Annotated in this window: 13 protein-coding genes; 4 read left to right on the forward strand and 9 right to left on the reverse strand. The window is 71.7% G+C overall.

Annotation, left to right across the window (positions count from 1 at the left end; all coding sequences use genetic code 11):
* The first annotated feature begins 98 nt into the window (after nucleotides 1–98).
* Complete coding sequence (locus tag OG542_RS06650; RefSeq protein WP_328409063.1) at nucleotides 99–2753, forward strand: cellulose binding domain-containing protein; 2655 nt, start codon at nucleotides 99–101, stop codon at nucleotides 2751–2753.
* Between the two features lie 60 nt (nucleotides 2754–2813).
* Here OG542_RS06650 and OG542_RS06655 read toward each other — a convergent pair whose 3' ends face one another.
* From OG542_RS06655 to OG542_RS06665, 3 genes are all read right to left on the reverse strand, one after another.
* A complete protein-coding gene (locus tag OG542_RS06655; protein WP_328409065.1) occupies nucleotides 2814–4691 on the reverse strand; it encodes a rhamnogalacturonan lyase in 1878 nt (625 codons plus the stop codon).
* A gap of 258 nt (nucleotides 4692–4949) precedes the next feature.
* Nucleotides 4950–5708 (reverse strand): class I SAM-dependent methyltransferase, encoded by a 759-nt coding sequence (locus tag OG542_RS06660; RefSeq protein WP_328409067.1) that lies wholly within the window; start codon nucleotides 5706–5708, stop codon nucleotides 4950–4952.
* Nucleotides 5709–5712: 4 nt separating this feature from the next.
* Nucleotides 5713–6018 (reverse strand): 4a-hydroxytetrahydrobiopterin dehydratase, encoded by a 306-nt coding sequence (locus OG542_RS06665; RefSeq protein ID WP_328409069.1) that lies wholly within the window; start codon nucleotides 6016–6018, stop codon nucleotides 5713–5715.
* Between the two features lie 127 nt (nucleotides 6019–6145).
* Here OG542_RS06665 and OG542_RS06670 point away from each other — a divergent pair, with 127 nt between their 5' ends.
* Nucleotides 6146–6961 (forward strand): helix-turn-helix domain-containing protein, encoded by an 816-nt coding sequence (locus tag OG542_RS06670; protein WP_328409071.1) that lies wholly within the window; start codon nucleotides 6146–6148, stop codon nucleotides 6959–6961.
* Here the strand turns inward: OG542_RS06670 and OG542_RS06675 are convergent.
* Nucleotides 6943–7368, reverse strand: a complete 426-nt coding sequence (locus OG542_RS06675; RefSeq protein ID WP_328409073.1) for a hypothetical protein — start codon at nucleotides 7366–7368, stop codon at nucleotides 6943–6945. The two genes, OG542_RS06670 and OG542_RS06675, sit on opposite strands and share 19 nt — an antisense overlap.
* A 239-nt stretch (nucleotides 7369–7607) precedes the next feature.
* Between OG542_RS06675 and OG542_RS06680 the strand changes: the two genes are divergently transcribed.
* The gene (locus tag OG542_RS06680; RefSeq protein WP_328409075.1) at nucleotides 7608–8471 is read left to right on the forward strand and encodes a helix-turn-helix domain-containing protein; all 864 of its coding nucleotides are present in this window, start codon (nucleotides 7608–7610) and stop codon (nucleotides 8469–8471) included.
* A 293-nt stretch (nucleotides 8472–8764) separates the two neighbouring features.
* A complete protein-coding gene (locus OG542_RS06685) occupies nucleotides 8765–9244 on the forward strand; it encodes a nitrate reductase molybdenum cofactor assembly chaperone (protein ID WP_311128643.1) in 480 nt (159 codons plus the stop codon).
* Nucleotides 9245–9264: 20 nt separating this feature from the next.
* Here the strand turns inward: OG542_RS06685 and dnaK are convergent, their stop codons facing one another.
* The 5 genes from dnaK to OG542_RS06710 form a co-directional block, all read right to left on the reverse strand.
* The gene (dnaK, locus tag OG542_RS06690; RefSeq protein ID WP_328409078.1) at nucleotides 9265–11127 is read right to left on the reverse strand and encodes a molecular chaperone DnaK; all 1863 of its coding nucleotides are present in this window, start codon (nucleotides 11125–11127) and stop codon (nucleotides 9265–9267) included.
* A gap of 72 nt (nucleotides 11128–11199) precedes the next feature.
* The gene (locus OG542_RS06695) at nucleotides 11200–11940 is read right to left on the reverse strand and encodes a glycerophosphodiester phosphodiesterase family protein (RefSeq protein ID WP_328409080.1); all 741 of its coding nucleotides are present in this window, start codon (nucleotides 11938–11940) and stop codon (nucleotides 11200–11202) included.
* Nucleotides 11937–13319, reverse strand: a complete 1383-nt coding sequence (locus OG542_RS06700) for a hypothetical protein (protein ID WP_311128640.1) — start codon at nucleotides 13317–13319, stop codon at nucleotides 11937–11939. Before OG542_RS06700 ends, OG542_RS06695 begins: the two co-directional genes overlap by 4 nt.
* A 123-nt stretch (nucleotides 13320–13442) precedes the next feature.
* Complete coding sequence (locus OG542_RS06705) at nucleotides 13443–13871, reverse strand: OsmC family protein (RefSeq protein ID WP_184588455.1); 429 nt, start codon at nucleotides 13869–13871, stop codon at nucleotides 13443–13445.
* 102 nt (nucleotides 13872–13973) lie between these two features.
* Nucleotides 13974–16046: a phage holin family protein gene (locus OG542_RS06710; RefSeq protein ID WP_328409083.1), complete on the reverse strand. Its 2073-nt coding sequence runs from the start codon at nucleotides 16044–16046 to the stop codon at nucleotides 13974–13976.
* Nucleotides 16047–16113 lie beyond the last annotated feature (67 nt).

Genomic DNA, 16113 nt, shown 5'->3' on the forward strand with positions numbered 1-16113 from the left:
ATGGCCCCGCACCTGACGCGGGGCCACGGCCGGGCGGCTCCACCCGCACTGGGGCCGCCCGGCCCTCGCACGTTCCCCCTCACGGAAGGAACCCCACCGTGCGAAGAACCCGTATTCTCACGGCCGTGCTCGCGTTGGCGGCCGGGTTGTTGTCGGGTGCGCCCTCCGCCCTGGCCGCCGATCCCCCGTCGACGAAGCTCGCCGCGGACACCTACACCTGGAAGAACGCCCGGATCGACGGGGGCGGCTTCGTCCCCGGCATCGTCTTCAACCGCAGCGAGAAGAACCTCGCCTACGCCCGTACCGACATCGGCGGCGCGTACCGCTGGCAGGAGTCGTCGAAGACCTGGACGCCGTTGCTGGACTCGGTCGGATGGGACGACTGGGGGCACACGGGTGTCGTCAGCATCGCGTCCGACTCCGTCGATCCGAACCGGGTGTACGCGGCGGTCGGGACGTACACCAACAGCTGGGACCCGAAGAACGGTGCGGTCATGCGGTCCTCGAACCGGGGCGCGAGCTGGCAGAAGGCGAATCTGCCGTTCAAGCTGGGCGGCAACATGCCGGGGCGTGGCATGGGTGAGCGGCTGGCGATCGACCCGAACCGGAACAGCGTGCTGTACCTGGGCGCGCCCAGCGGCAAGGGGCTGTGGCGGTCGACGGACTCGGGGGTCACCTGGTCGCAGGTCACGAACTTCCCCAACGTCGGCAACTACGCGCAGGACCCTAGCGACACGTCCGGCTACGCGTCCGACAACCAGGGGATCGTCTGGGTCACCTTCGACGAGTCCACGGGCACCTCGGGCAACGCCACGAAGACGCTCTACGTCGGGGTCGCCGACGCGGACAACGCGGTGTACCGCTCGACGGACGCGGGCGCGACCTGGCAGCGGCTGGCCGGACAGCCGACGGGCCAGCTGGCCCACAAGGGCGTCCTGGACGCGAAGAACGGCCACCTCTATGTCGCCTACAGCGACAAGGGCGGCCCGTACGACGGTGGCAAGGGCCGGCTGTGGCGGTACGCGACCGGAACCGGTAGCTGGACGAACATCAGCCCGGTGGCGGAGGCCGACACGTTCTACGGCTTCAGCGGGCTGACGGTGGACCGGCAGAAGCCGGGCACGGTCATGGCCACGGCCTACAGCGCCTGGTGGCCGGACACACAGATCTTCCGCTCCACGGACAGCGGGGCGACCTGGACCAAGGCGTGGGACTACACGTCGTACCCCGACCGCGAGAACCGCTACACGATGGACGTCTCGTCCTCGCCGTGGCTGACCTGGGGTGCGAACCCGGCGCCTCCCGAACAGACCCCCAAGCTCGGCTGGATGACGGAGTCGATGGAGATCGACCCGTTCGACTCCGCTCGCCTGATGTACGGGACGGGCGCGACGATCTACGGCACCGAGAACCTCACGAACTGGGACAGCGGCGGGAAGTTCACCGTCAAGCCGATGGTGCGGGGCCTGGAGGAGACGGCGGTCAACGACCTCGCCTCTCCCCCGTCCGGGGCCCCGCTGCTCAGCGCGCTCGGCGATGTCGGCGGCTTCCGTCACACGGACCTGAGCAAGGTGCCGTCGATGATGTTCACGCAGCCGAACTTCACGACGACCACGAGCCTGGACTTCGCCGAGTCGAGCCCGAACACGGTCGTCCGGGTAGGCAATCTGGACTCGGGCCCGCACATCGCGTTCTCGACGGACAACGGCGCCAACTGGTTCGCGGGCACCGACCCCTCGGGCGTGAGCGGCGGCGGCACGGTCGCGGCGGCGGCCGACGGCAGCCGGTTCGTGTGGAGCCCGCAGGGCGCCGGCGTGCACTACGCGACGGGCTTCGGCACGTCGTGGCAGGCCTCCGGCGGTATCCCCTCCGGGGCGGTCGTCGAGTCGGACCGGGTCGACCCGAAGACCTTCTACGGCTTCAAGTCAGGGAAGTTCTACGTCAGTACGGACGGCGGGGCGACGTTCAAGGAGTCCCCGGCCGGCGGCCTGCCGAGCGGCGACAGCGTCCGCTTCAAGGCCCTGCCCGGCGGGAAGGGCGATGTGTGGCTGGCGGGCGGAGCGAGTGACGGGGCGTACGGCCTGTGGCACTCCACGGACGGCGGGGCGAGCTTCACGAAGCTCTCGAACGTCGAGCAGGCCGACACCATCGGCTTCGGCAAGGCGGCGCCCGGCGCGTCCTACCAGACGCTGTACACGAGCGCGAAGATCGGCGGCGTGCGCGGCATCTTCCGCTCCACGGACAAGGGCGCGAGCTGGACGCGCATCAACGACGATGCCCACCAGTGGGGTTGGACAGGCGCGGCCATCACCGGCGACCCGAGGATCTACGGCCGTGTATACGTCGCGACGAACGGCCGTGGCGTCATCTACGGCGACAGCTCCGACGGCGGCACGACGGACCCGGGGCCGGGCCCCGACCCGACACCGACGGGCGCCTGCAAGGTGACGTACAAGGTCACCAACCAGTGGTCGGGCGGCTTCCAGACGGACGTCCAGCTCACCAACACCGGTACCACCCCATGGAACGGCTGGTCGCTGAGCTGGCCCTTCCTCGACGGGCAGAAGCTGACCCAGGCCTGGAACGCCGAGGCCGCGCAGTCGGGTTCGACGGTGACGGCGAAGAACATCGGCTGGAACGCCAACGTGGCGGCGGGCTCGTCGGTGAGCTTCGGGTTCACGGCGAACTGGTCGGGGACGAACACGAAACCGGCCGTGTTCAAGCTGGGTGATCAGACCTGCACGGTCGCCTGACGGCCCCGCTGTCGTGACCGGTGGGTGCGTGCTCCCCCGGGGTACGCACCCACCGGGGTCTCACGGGGTGTAGACCGTCGGCCTCGGAGCCGTCGGCATGGCGTTGCCGATGAAGAAGCTCGGGTGCGGCGGCTGGTTGTACGCGGTGTTCTGCCACGCGAGGGCCGTGCGGTACTGCGTGTCGTGGAGCAGGGTCGTGATCCTCGTGTTCGTCTCGTGCGGGGTCGAGTAGATGCGCAGGGCCGTGTTGTCCCCGGTGCGCCAGACGACTTCCTCACGCCAGTCGCCGAGGAGGTCGCCGGACAGGACGGGCGTGGACTTCGTGCCGTTGTTGGAGGAGACCCCGGATCCGGTCAGCAGGCGGGTGTCGCCCGACGTGCCGTACTTGTCGATGCGGGTGCCGTCGAGGAGTTCGCGGACGGGGTCGCCGTCCCACCAGGACAGGAAGTTGATGCTGGAGGGTTCCCGGCCGAGGGAGGCGCCGGTCGCCGAGCGCAGGGTGGTGTCGGCGGCGGACCAGGCCTCGGCGCCCGCGCTGGCCGCGTAGATGTCGGCGGCGACCCCGCGGCCGTTGTCGGCGCCGGAGGCGGTCTTCCAGAGGATCGCGCCGGTGCGGGCGTCGGCCATCCAGGAGCCGGGCTGGCTGGTGCTCTCCGAGACCTTGAAGTACTCCAGGCCCGCGCGGGACGGGTTGAGGTCGCCGACGTGACCGGCGTCGCCGTGGCCCAGTTTGGTGGTCCAGAGCCCGTTGCCGTTGTCGTCCACGGTCATCGCGCCGTAGACGATCTCGTCCTTCCCGTCCGCGTCGACGTCCGCGACGGACAGGCTGTGGTTGCCCTGGCCGTCATAGCCCTTGCCGCTGTTGGTGGAGGAGTTGGTGTCGAAGGTCCAGCGGCGGGTGAAGGAGCCGTTCCGCCAGTCCCAGGCGGCGATCACCGTGCGGGTGTAGTAGCCGCGCGCCATGATCAGGGAGGGGCGGGAGCCGTCGAGGTAGGCCGTGCCCGCGAGGAAGCGGTCGACGCGGTTGCCGTAGTTGTCGCCCCAGGAGGAGACGGTGCCGCGGGCCGGGACGTAGTCGACGCTCTGCATCGCCTTGCCCGTCCGGCCGTTGAACATGGTCAGGAACTCGGGGCCGGACAGCACATAGCCGCCGGAGTTGCGGTGGTCGGCCGAGGAGCTGCCGATGACCGCGCCGGTGCCGTCCTTGGTGCCGTCGGCGGTCTTCATGGCGACCTCGGCCTTGCCGTCGCCGTCGTAGTCGTACACCTGGAACTGCGTGTAGTGGGCGCCGGAGCGGATGTTGCGGCCCAGGTCGACGCGCCACAGCCGGGTGCCGTCGAGCTTGATGCCGTCGACGATGGTGTTGCCGGTGTAGCCGGACTGGGAGTTGTCCTTGGCGTTGGTGGGCTGCCACTTCAGGACGATGTCCAGGGCGCCGTCGCCGTCGAGGTCGCCGAGGGAGGCGTCGTTGGCCTCGTAGGTGTACGCCGAGTTGCCCGGTGCGGTGCCGCCGGCGGGCGGGGAGATGGGCACGTCCTTGTAGCCGGTGCGGAACTGGACCGCGTGCACCGAGTCGCCCTGCTCCGTGCCGTTCACGACCGCGCGGACGGTGTAGTCGGCCTGGGCGGGTGCGCCGGAGTGGAAGTAGTTCGTGGAGCCGGTGACCGGCGTGGAGTTGACCTTCGTACCGGCCCGGTAGACGTTGAAGGAGACGTTGTCCGGGTCGGTGCCGAGCCAGCGCCAGCTGACCAGGTTGCCGCTGCCGGTGTGGACGCTGACCACGCCCCGGTCGAGCTTCTCGACCTGCCGTGCGGTGGCGGCGGCCTCGGCGGTGTCGTCGGTGGCGAACGTGGTCAGGCCTGCGCCGACGAGCGCAGCCGTGGCCACGGCCACGGGGAGGAGCACACGGCGTCTGCGGTGCCTGTGGGGGTGCTTCACGTGACGGACCTCCTGGGAGGACGGGCGGGTTCCGCCTCTCAGTCGCCGCCGGGGGCGCGGGAGTTGCCGTAATGCTCGACGGACTCGACGGGGACCGTGGCACGCGTCCAGCCGTCCTCGTCCGTACGTCCGTCGCGGCGGACCGCCGCCCACGCCGGGCCGAAGTCGCCGGGGTGGGAGAACTCCTCGTCGCCGGTTCGAGCTGGGCGGCGGTCAGGACCGAGCCGGCGCCGAGCTGGACCGACTGGATCACGGACTTCACCCGGCCGGAGGGTCCATCGGCTTGCGGAACGCCCGGAGCGTGAAGACCGGGTCGGGGCGCGGCCGGTCCTGGTCGGGGAGTTCAGCCAGCCGGGTGGCGAAGCCGTCGGCGAGCGGGTCGCCGGGCGGCAGCGTGACGAACCAGCCGCGCCTGAGGTCGGCCACCGTACGGCGGGGGCTGCGGCCCTGCCCGTGGCCCCGGAAACAGGCCTGCCCGGCCGGGACCAGGCCGTGTCCGGCGGCGTGGGACACGACGTCCGCCGCTCCGTCCCGGACCGGGCTCGGTGGACGGGAGGACAGGACGACATCGATGTCACTGCCCACGTTGTGGGAAGCGGCCTTGTCGACCGTGGTGACGTAGACCCCGCCGGGCCGCAGCACCCGGGCGCACTCGCCGACGATGGTCCGCACATCGGCGGGCCCGGCGGCCAGGTGCAGCAGCCACACGCTGCTGACGGCGTCGAACTCCCCGTCCCGGAAGGGCAGCCGCCTGCTGTCGGCGAGCACGACCGCACCGGGCAGCCGGGCGGCGGCCTGCCGGGCCATCGCGAGGGCGAGGTCCACCCCGGCCACCCGCATGCCGTCGCGTGCGGCCGCGAGCCGCCGGGTCACTATGCCGGTGCCGCAGCCGAGGTCGAGCAGGCTGCGGGTGTCCGGCGGTACGAGGCTCAGTACCGCCTCCGCGGCGGCGGCCGCCCTGGGCTCGCCGCCGCGCGAGGCGTCGTACCGCTCCGCTTCCTTGTCGTAGTCGAGCACGCGGTCAGTGTGCCCCGTGCCCGGGGGCCAGGTCCTCCACCCTGCGGGCGAGCTCGAAGTCCTTCTCGGTGACGGCGCCGCCCGCGCTGTGGGTGTGGACGGACAGCGCGACGGTGTTGTAGCCCAGTGTGAGGTCGGAGTGGTGGCCGAGCTCCTCCTGGACCTGGGCGATGTGCACGACCATCGCCGTCGCCGCGAAATGCGAGCCGAGCCGGTAGGAGCGGGTGAGGCGGTCTCCGTCGAGCGACCAGCCCGGCAGCTCGGCCAGCCGGTCCTCGACCTCCTTCTGCGACAGCGGTTCGACGGGCATGGGCTGCGCTCCTTCCCTTGCGCCGGGGTCCTCGGTGTCCTCTCAGCCTGCCACAGCGGGGCGCCCGAGACCCTGGTCAGAGGCGTGCGCCTGTCCGGCACGGCCGGTTCTCGACTACGGTCCTGACATGACCACTCACCCGTCCACGGCCGGCCAGGGCGTGGGTCCGCTGCTGCGGGCCTGGCGGGAGCAGCGCCGGGTCAGCCAGCTGGAGCTGGCGCTGCGCGCGGACTCCTCGGCCCGGCACATCAGCTTCGTCGAGACGGGCCGGTCCCGGCCCAGCGAGGAGATGGTGCTGCGGCTGGCCGAGCATCTGGACATCCCCGTGCGGGAGCGCAACACGCTGCTGCTGGCGGCCGGTTACGCCCCGCGCTACCCGGAGACGCCGCTGGACGACCCGGCGCTGGACGCGCTGCGCGAGGGCATCGAGCGGCTGATCGGTGGCTACGAGCCGTATCCGGCGCTGGTGGTGGACGCGCTCTACAACGTGGTGGCGGCCAACCGGGGGATCATGACGCTGGTCGACGGCGTCTGCGCGTCCCTGCTCGAGCCGCCGCTGAACGCGATGCGGCTCGCCCTGCACCCGCGGGGCCTGGCCCCCCGCATCCGCAACCTGCGCGCCTGGCGCGGTCACCTTCTGGAGCAGATGGAGCGGCAGATCGCGCTGCACCGCTCCGAGCCGCTGCGGGAGCTGTACGAGGAGGTGGCCGCGTATCCGGTGCCCGAGGAGGATCCGGGGGCCGGGCCTCAGGAGCCCTCGGAGCCGGTGCCGTACTTCGCGCTGCCGCTGCGGATCGAGCACGAGGGGCGGACGCTGTCGTTCATCTCCTCGATCTCCACGTTCAACACCCCGATGGACGTGACCGTCGCCGAGCTGGCCATCGAGACGCTCCTCCCGGCCGACCCCGCGACGGCCAAGTACCTTCAGTCGCTGCTGTCCTGACGTGCCTTCAGTGCCGTGTGCTGCAGGACGGCGAACCCGGCCACGGTCAGTGCCTGGAGCACCGTCCACACGGCCCCCGCCGTGCTCGGCGTGAGCCACAGCGCCAGGGCCACGAGGCTCACGACCGTCCAGGCGAGGTTGGCCTCGACGACGGCCCGCACACCCAGCGCCGTTGGGTGCCGGCGGGAAGCCAGCAGGCCGACGCCCGCCGCGTAGACCGCGAGGAACGCGCCCAGTGCGAGCAGCAGCGTGGAGTCGACGCCGAAGAAGCGCCCCAGGGGGCCGGGGAACGCGAGGTAGGCGAGGGCGTTGGCGCCGGTCACCGCGGCGTCCAGGGCCAGGAAGCGGCGCAGCATCGACTGCGGCTCGGAGGTCCGGGCGAGTGCGGCGAGCTGGATCGCGGACATGGGGCATCACCCTCCGTCGGGTCATGGTGCGGCTGGGAGCCGGGCCCCGGGCCGGAGTGCGCCGGCCCGGGGCCCGGTACGTTCACGATCCCGTTCCGGCCGCGCCCGGTCCATTACCCGCGGGGTAATGCGCCGGCGACACGTCGTCTTCCGTGATCTCCTCACCGTCGGCCCCTGGGAGACTGTCGGCGGTACGTGACAGACTGATCGCAGGCTTGGGCGCGTTGGGGAGGCGTGGCGTGAGTGAACGGCGGGCCGCACCCACCGTGGGCCAGGTGGTGCTGGGCAAGCGGCTGCAGGAGCTGCGCGAGGCGGCGGGCGTCGGTCGTGACGAGGCCGCCCGGGTGCTGCGCGTCGCCCCCGCGACGGTCCGGCGGATGGAGACCGCCGACGTCGCGCTGAAGATCCCGTACGTGCAGATCCTGCTGACCGCGTACGGCGTGGCCGAGGACGAGGTGACCGCGTTCGTCGACCTCGCCGAGGAGGCGAACCGGCCGGGCTGGTGGCAGCGGTTCCACGACGTGCTGCCGGAGTGGTTCAGCCTGTACGTGAGCCTGGAGGGCGCCGCCCGGATCATCCGGTCCTACGAGCCGCACTTCGTGCCCGGGCTGCTGCAGACCGAGGGGTACGCGCGTGCGGTGCTGGAGGCCGGCACCATCGCGAACGCGGGACCGGAGGCCGTGGAGCGGCACGTGTCGCTGCGCATGGAGCGGCAGCGGCTCCTGGAGCGCGAGAACCCGCCGCACCTGTGGGTGATCATGGACGAGACGGTGCTGCGCCGCCCGGTGAGCGTCGACGGCCAGGTGATGCGCGACCAGCTGGACAAGCTGCTGGAATACGCCGCGCGCGACCGGGTCACGCTCCAGATCGCCGAGTTCAAGGACGGCCCGCACCCAGGGACGTACGCCCCGTTCTCGCTGTTCCGCTTCGCCGAGCCCGAGCTCCCCGACATGGTCTTCACCGAGTATCTGACGGGCGCGCTGTACCTGGACTCCCGCAAGGAGGTCTCCGCGCATCTGGAGGTCCTGGACCACATGACGGCCCGCGCCGGTTCCGCCCAGCGCACGGAGGAGCTGCTGCGGGAGTACCACGACAGCTTCTGAACGGCTCGGGAGCCGGGCTAGGACAGCCACTGGGCGACCGCCTCCGAGATCGGCTGCCCGGTCTCCAGCTCCACGAAGGCGAACTGGCCACTCTGGTTGCACTCGAGTGGATCCACCCAATGCCGCGCCCCGTCCCGGCGGCGTTTTTCAGCCACCGGTTCCGGACCCTGCGGCGGATCCCCGCAGGGTGAGTCGGCCGCACGTGACCTGACCCGTACGGACCCCGCCGACGGGTGTGCCCCTCTGCCCGCCCCTAGCGTCGGGATGACGGGGGCACACGCGAAGGAGGTCCGATGCCCGGATTCGAGGTGCTGTACCAGGCTGCCGCGCTGTGCCTGATGTTCCCCGACGACGACTTCCGTGCCCGACTGCCACTGCTGCGCGAAGCCGCCCCGCAGCTGAGGGAGTTCGCCGACCACGCGGCGGTCACCCCACCGCGTGAACTGGCCGCGCACTACATCGAGGTCTTCGAGGCGCAGCCGGACCACAGCCTGTATCTGAGCGTCTGGCGCGAGGCGGCACCGGCACCCTCCGAGGAGCTGTACCGCGCGCACGGCTTGGAGACGACCGGCGAGGAACCGCCGGACTTCCTGCCCGCGGTCCTCGAGTGCGCGGCCCGCACCGGCGACATCCAGCTCCTGACGGGCCACCGCGACGGTCTGGACCGGCTCCGCTCCAGGCTCACCGACTTCGGCACGCTGTACGCGACCGTCCTGGACGCGGTGTGCGTGACACTGCCGCCCGCCGCCCCAGGACGCCGGACCCCGTCGTAGACCTGCCGGGCCGGCTCGCCCTAGGCCGCGCCGCCCTTCTCGTCCCGGCCGCCCTTCTCCTCGTCCACGATCTCCGCGTCGACCACGCCCTCCTCCTGCGCGGTGCCAGGAGACTCCTCGGTGGGTGCCTGCTGGGCCTGGGCGTACATCGCCTGGCCCATCTTCTGGCTGACCGAGGCGAGCTTCTCGACCCCGGTGCGCAGGGCGGCGGTGTCCGCCTGCTGTTCCAGCTGTCCCTTCACCTCGGTGACGGCCGACTCGACCTCGGCCTTGGTGTCGGCCGGGATCTTGTCGCCGTTCTCGCGGAGGAAGTTCTCCGTCTGGTAGACGAGTTGCTCGGCCTGGTTGCGGGTCTCGGCGGCCTCGCGGCGGCCCCGGTCCTCCTCGGCGTACTGCTCGGCCTCGCGCATCATGCGGTCGATGTCGTCCTTGCCCAGCGCCGAGCCGCCGGTGACGGTCATCTTCTGTTCGCGGCCGGTCGCCATGTCCTTGGCGGAGACGTGCATGATGCCGTTGGCGTCGATGTCGAAGGCCACCTCGATCTGCGGCACGCCGCGCGGTGCCGGCGGCAGGCCCGTCAGGTCGAAGACGCCGAGCTTCTTGTTGTAGGCGGCGATCTCGCGTTCGCCCTGGTAGACCTGGATGCCGACCGAGGGCTGGTTGTCGGCCGCGGTCGTGAAGATCTCCGAACGCCGGGTCGGGATGGTCGTGTTGCGCTCGATCAGCTTCGTCATGATGCCGCCCTTGGTCTCGATGCCCAGGGACAGCGGGGTGACGTCGAGCAGCAGCACGTCCTTGACGTCGCCGCGCATGACGCCCGCCTGGAGCGCGGCACCGAGCGCCACGACCTCGTCGGGGTTGACGCCCTTGTGCGGCTCCTTGCCGGTGAGTTCCTTGACCAGCTCGGTCACCGCGGGCATCCGGGTCGAACCGCCGACGAGAATCACGTGGTCGACCGCGGAGAGCTTCACCCCGGCGTCGTCGACCGCCTGGTGGAAAGGCGCCTTGCACCGGTCGAGCAGATCGGCGGTGAGCTCCTGGAACTGGGCCCGGGTCAGCTTCTCGTCGAGATGCAGCGGCCCTTCGGCGGAGGCCGTGATGTAGGGCAGGTTGATCGTCGTCTCGGTGGAGCTGGACAGCTCGATCTTGGCCTTCTCGGCGCCCTCGCGCAGCCGCTGCACCGCCATCTTGTCGTTGCCGAGGTCGACGCCGTACTGGCCCTTGAAGCGCTTGACGAGGTAGTCGACGATCCGCTGGTCCCAGTCGTCGCCGCCGAGGTGGGTGTCGCCGTTGGTGGCCTTCACCTCGATGACGCCCTCGCCCATCTCCAGCAGCGACACGTCGAAGGTGCCGCCGCCGAGGTCGAAGACGAGGACCGTCTGGTCGTTCTCCTTGTCCAGCCCGTACGCCAGCGCCGCCGCCGTCGGCTCGTTGATGATCCGCAGCACCTTCAGGCCCGCGACCTCCCCGGCCTCCTTGGTCGCCTGCCGCTGTGTGTCGTCGAAGTAGGCCGGGACGGTGATCACCGCGTCGGTGACCTCCTCGCCGAGGTAGGACTCCGCGTCCCTCTTCAGCTTCTGCAGCACCCGGGCGGACAGCTCCTGCGCCCGGTAGCGGGTACCGTCCACGTCCCCCTGGTCCGGGAAACGCCAGCTCGCGTCGCCCATGTAGCGCTTGACCGAGCGGGCGGTGCGCTCCACGTTCGTCACGGCCTGGCGTTTGGCGACCTCCCCGACCAGCACCTCGCCGTTCTTTGCGAACGCCACGACCGAGGGTGTGGTCCTGGCCCCCTCCGCGTTGGCGATGACCGTGGGCTCACCGCCCTCCAGCACGGCCACCACCGAGTTCGTGGTCCCGAGGTCGATCCCGACCGCTCGTCCCATCGCTGTCCCCTTCCGTCAGGGCACTGGCCACTCACTCCCCATTTTCCAGCACAAAACTTGAGTGCGCCGTTGTCAATGCCGCGAAGGGGTGATGGGCCCGCGCAGGGCCACGGCCCGCCGGGGCCGGTCCGTGACCAGCACGTCCACGCGCGGGTGGGTGAGGAACGCCCGCATCAGGGTGTCGTCGTTGACCGTCCACACCATGGTGAACAGGCCGCGCCGGGTCGCCTCGCGCAGCACGGTGGTCCTGGCCAGCCGCTGGTGCACGGCGACGCCGTGGGCGCCGCAGGCGCTGATCCGGCGGGCGGGGAACAGCTCGCTCAGCCGGGTCCCGGGCAGCCGGGCCAGGGCCAGGTCCCTGCGGTCGCGCCCCAGTGACAGCGCGGTGCGCACCCCGGGGAAGGCCCGCGTCACGGCGGCGACGGAACGGTCCTCCAGCGTCGTCACGACAAGCCCGTCCGTACCGAGCAGGGCCACCGCCCGGTCGACCACCTCCTGCTCGTAGCCCACCTCCTTGAGGTCCAGGTGCGCCACGAGCCGCCCGGCGATCAGTGCCATGACCTCGTCCACCACCGGCACGTCGTAGCCGGCCCGCTCGCTCAGCTCGGTGTGCGTGAGCCGGGACAGCGGCGGCCCGGTGGGCCCCACCCGGGGGTCGTGGTAGACGACGAGAACACCGTCGGCCGTGCGGCGGATGTCGAACTCGGCATACTCCGCGCCGGACTCCAGCGCGTCCTTGTACGCCTCCCAGGTGGCGGCGTCGGCGCGCTCGGAGCCGCCCCGGTGGGCGGAGACGGCGGGGCGTGGCGTCATGGTCGGGGGCTCCCGGAGGGCGGGCGTGGGGGCGGTACGGGTACGGCGTCGTCGTCGGACGTCGGCAGCAGTGAGCCCGATCGGGTGCTGATGCGTCTGAGCAGGACGTATCCGATCACGACGAGGACGACGAAGGGGAGCCAGGCCAGCGCGTAGGCCGTGCCGTAGGCGCGCAGGTCGAGGATGGAGCGGTGGTCGTCGACGTTCGTGCCGTTCACGCCGAAGAAGGCGAGCAGCAGGGTCGGCGGCAGGGCGATCAGTGTGGCGGCGGCGACGAGACCGGACACGGTGCGGTCGCGGCGCTCGTCGCGCTCGGCGAGTTCGGCGTCCAGGGCGGCGGAGCGGGCGCTGATCACCGAGGTCAGGCGCTCGACCATGCGGGCCGAGTTCTCCAGGCTGTCGCGGATGCCGAGCGCGTCGCGCTGCGAGGACTGGAAGGCCTCCATGACCATCTCGGGGATCAGCAGGCTGTCGACGTAGGCCTCGACGCCGAAGGCGAGGTCCAGCTGGAGTTCGTTGACGCCCGCGGACAGGCGGGAGATCAGGGAGCGGATCTCGGTGGGCGAGTCGGTCAGGGCCTGCTCGTTGGCCTTCATCATCGCGAAGGCGGCGAGCCGGGTGCGCTGGAGCACGGCGAGGGCGGAGACCATGCCGACGGCGACGAGCATCAGGCCGTTCTCGACGTGCGGGGCCCAGCCGGCCTGGACGGAGACGCCCCGGCCGAGGGCGGACAGGGTGAGGCCGTGGTTCCTGAGGTGCGGCGCGAGGCTCGCGTCGTAGGGCGTGGCGGGGTTCCAGGGCATCCGGCCGCGGTAGACGATCTCGTTCAGCAGGATCGCCTTGCGGTCCACGTCCGCGCTGAGCAGTTCGCGTTGTAACCGTCCGCCGGGGAAGACGAGTTGGTGCACGTTCTGGCCGAGGGCGAGCGGGCGGCCGAGCTGCTCGGTCAGCGTCTGGAGGAGCGGGCGGTCGTCGAGTTCGATGCGCTCCCGGTCGAAGCAGGTCGTGGCCAGCCAGGCGGCGAGGTCGCCGGCCGTGGTCTCGCCCGCGAAGGCGCAGTCCACGACCAGGGTGGCGTCGCCGCGCGGGGTGGCGACGACGAGGATCCGCAGGGACGCGAGGCCCAGGCCGTGGTCGCCGTGCGGCAGCCGCAGCCGACGGGGCGCGGCCTGTTCGTCGAGGACCGGGACGGGGAGTACGTCCTGGCTGGTCATCAGGTGGGAGGCGAAGCGGCCGTAGTCGTAGCGGTCGACGAGGGCGCCGAGGGCGGTGTCCCGGGGGCGGAGCCGTCCGGAGAGGCTGAACAGCAGCAGGACGCGGGTCCGGTCACGGGTGGCGGAGTCGAGCACCGTCGCGTTCGGGGACGTTCCCGGCAGCATCGCGTTCCTTCCGGCCCGTCGGTTCCAGAGCGTCTGGTTCCTACCCCGGCCGCGGGTGGCGAACCGACGACGTCGCGCGGGCCGCCCCCGGTGGGCGGGCCCGCGCGACGGGGGTGTTCCGGGTCAGGCGAGCTTGGCGGTCAGCGTGATCGGCGTGGCCTTCAGCGCCTGGCTGACCGGGCAGCCGACCTTGGCCTCCTCGGCGGCGGCGAGGAAGCCCGCCTCGTCGATGCCGGGGACGGTGCCCTCGACGGTGAGGTGGATGCCGGTGATGCCCTCGCCGGGCTGGAAGGAGACGTCGGCGGAGGTGACGAGCTTGGTGGGCGGCGTCCCGGCCTTGTTCAGGATGTTGGAGAAGGCCATGGAGTAGCAGCTGGAGTGGGCGGCGGCGATCAGCTCCTCGGGGCTGGTCTTCCCGTTCGCCTCCTGGGCGCGCGACGCCCACGTGACCGGCTGCTCGCCGATCGCACCGGAGGAGTCGAAGGTGACGACGCCGTTGCCCTCGAGCAGGCTGCCTTCCCAGACGGTGTGTGCGGAGCGCGTGGTAGCCACGGTTATTCCTTTCGCGTACGGACTCGCGGTGGGACCCGTCTCCGGGTCCCGTTCCCCCATCCGATCACACCCGTGGCGCCGCGTCCGTGCACGCACCGAATTTCAGGCCGCGCGTTCCTCGCTGGTCTCCAGCGGCACCTGGGGGCCGTTCGACTCGCGCAGCCAGCGGCTCAGGACACGGTGGACCTGCTCGGCGCCGACGAGTTCCGCCCCGTCCGCCACCGGTGCGGTCAGGACGAGCGGGGACAGCAGGAAGGGCCTGCCCTGGGCGCCGCCGAGGCCGCCGTGGGAGCCGATCTGCTCCTCGAAGGCGAGGACTTCGCCGTCGGCCGGGTCGTGGAAGGAGTTGACCATGATGTCGGCGGTGTGCGGGAAGGAGTGCGTACGGCGCACCGCGTCGGCCGCGCCCGGCCCGAACGCGGCGAGCGGGCCCGGGTCGTCGTCGAGGCCGGCCAGCGGGATCTCGGCGCCGTTCGCGCCGAGGACGACGCCGCCGTGCTCGTCGCTGCGGACCAGCAGGAAGCCTATGCCGGGGTGGTTGGCGAGGGTCGGCAGCAGCGCGGGGTGGCGGGCGTCGATCTCCTCCTTGCTCATCCGGTGCGTGACGTCCGGGAAGGAGACCAGGCCGAGGTTGCCGGAGGCCAGCACGATCGGCTCGGAACGGCGCGCGGGGCGGTGCCGCTCGCCGCCCTCCTCGACCGGGATGCGCAGGGCGGCACGCACGGCGGTGCGGGCCTCCGCCCCGCTGCGGGTGCGCTCCGCCCTGCGCGACACGGGCAGTCCGCAGCCGGCCCGTACCAGGTCGCCGAGGGTCAGGCCGTAGCGGGAGCGGAAGGTCTCGCCGGGGCTCTGGCCGTGATCGGACAGCACGACGATCCGGTACGGGCGCGGGGCGTGCTCGGCGACGTTCTCGATCAGGGCGAGCGACCGGTCGAGGCTTTCGAGGACCTTCTGCGCGTCGCGGCTCGCCGGGCCGGAGTGGTGGGCGACCTCGTCGTAGGCCACCAGGTCGGCGTAGACGGCGGTGCGGCCGACGAGCATGTCGCCCGTCACCGAGGCGACGACGACGTCTCTCTCGACGACCGTCGCGAAGGCCCTCACGAACGGGTAGAGGCCCGCGCGGGAGACCCTCGGGCGCTGCTTTCGCAGGCGGGCCCGGCTGGACTGGCCGATCTCCCTGCCGACGTCGGCGACGAAGGACAGGGCGGTGCGCACGGCGTTGGCCGGATCCGAGAAATAGGCGAAGTAGCCCGCCCGGGAGCGGTTCTCGCGGCTGCGGCGGCGGGTGGCGATGGACAGCACGAGGGCCTGCTGTTCGGCGCCGCCGCTGAACAGGTTGCCGCGGCTGGCCCCGTCGACGGTGAGCAGACCGCCGTGTCCGGCGTATCCGACGGCGCGGCGCTGGAGTTCGGCGGCGCTGGTCGGGCGGTTGCAGACGACCACCTCGCGGGTGTCCTTCTCGTACCAGCGGAACGCGGGGACGTCGTGGTTGCTGCCGTGCAGGATGCCGAGCTGGCTGGCGCCGGTCTGGCTGGACCAGTCGGTGCGCCAGGGGGTGAGGCGGTGGGTGGAGCGGCCGCCGTCACCGAAGTCGAGCCAGCGGGCGACGGTGGGCATCAACCCCTTGCCGACCGCGTCCAGCAGGACGTCGTGGCCGACGCCGTCGAGCTGTACGAACACCGTGCCGGGGCCGGCCGGGCTGGGCGGTCCGGACCGGCGGCGGCGGTCGGAGAGGCGATACAGCCTGCGGCGATAGGCGTCGTCGTCGCGCACGGCCAGGGCGGCGCCGGTGGCGGACGCCACGGCGGACATCACGGCGGCGACCACGACGGCGGTCTCCGGGGCGGCGGCGCCGCGCTCTGCGGGGTTGAGACGCAGGGCGAGCAGCAGCAGCGCGCCGTTCAGGAAGAACACCAGCAGCCCGAGCACGAGCGCCGGTACGAGGAGCAGGAGCCGCACGAGCAGCGGCCACACCACGGCCGACAGCAGACCGAAGGCCCCGGCGCCGACGGCCGCCGTGACGGCGATGTCGGTTGCGCTGTCGCCGTCCGCCGACCGGAGCCGGAAGTCCGGCAGGATCCCGGCGAGCAGGAGCAGGGTGACGGTGGAGACCGCCCACACGGCGACACTCCGTCCGACCTGACTGGCGACCCGCCGCCACCGCACGCCCCGCACGCCCAGCCACCTCACGTCCCGGCCCGCCGCCGCGGGCCCTCATCCACCCTGTCACAACGCCCGGGGA

The sequence above is a fragment of the Streptomyces violaceus genome (assembly GCF_036014075.1).
Lineage (GTDB): Bacteria > Actinomycetota > Actinomycetes > Streptomycetales > Streptomycetaceae > Streptomyces > Streptomyces violaceus.

Excerpts from the sequence above, each read along its gene's own strand:
- OG542_RS06665 (WP_328409069.1), bottom strand. The coding sequence starts at position 6,018 with ATGCCCGTCGAACCGCTGTCGCAGAAGGAGGTCGAGGACCGGCTGGCC.
- OG542_RS06675 (WP_328409073.1), bottom strand. The coding sequence starts at position 7,368 with ATGTCCGCGATCCAGCTCGCCGCACTCGCCCGGACCTCCGAGCCGCAG.
- OG542_RS06670 (WP_328409071.1), top strand. The coding sequence starts at position 6,146 with ATGACCACTCACCCGTCCACGGCCGGCCAGGGCGTGGGTCCGCTGCTG.
- OG542_RS06700 (WP_311128640.1), bottom strand. The coding sequence starts at position 13,319 with ATGCTGCCGGGAACGTCCCCGAACGCGACGGTGCTCGACTCCGCCACC.
- OG542_RS06685 (WP_311128643.1), top strand. The coding sequence starts at position 8,765 with ATGCCCGGATTCGAGGTGCTGTACCAGGCTGCCGCGCTGTGCCTGATG.
- OG542_RS06695 (WP_328409080.1), bottom strand. The coding sequence starts at position 11,940 with ATGACGCCACGCCCCGCCGTCTCCGCCCACCGGGGCGGCTCCGAGCGC.
- dnaK (WP_328409078.1), bottom strand. The coding sequence starts at position 11,127 with ATGGGACGAGCGGTCGGGATCGACCTCGGGACCACGAACTCGGTGGTG.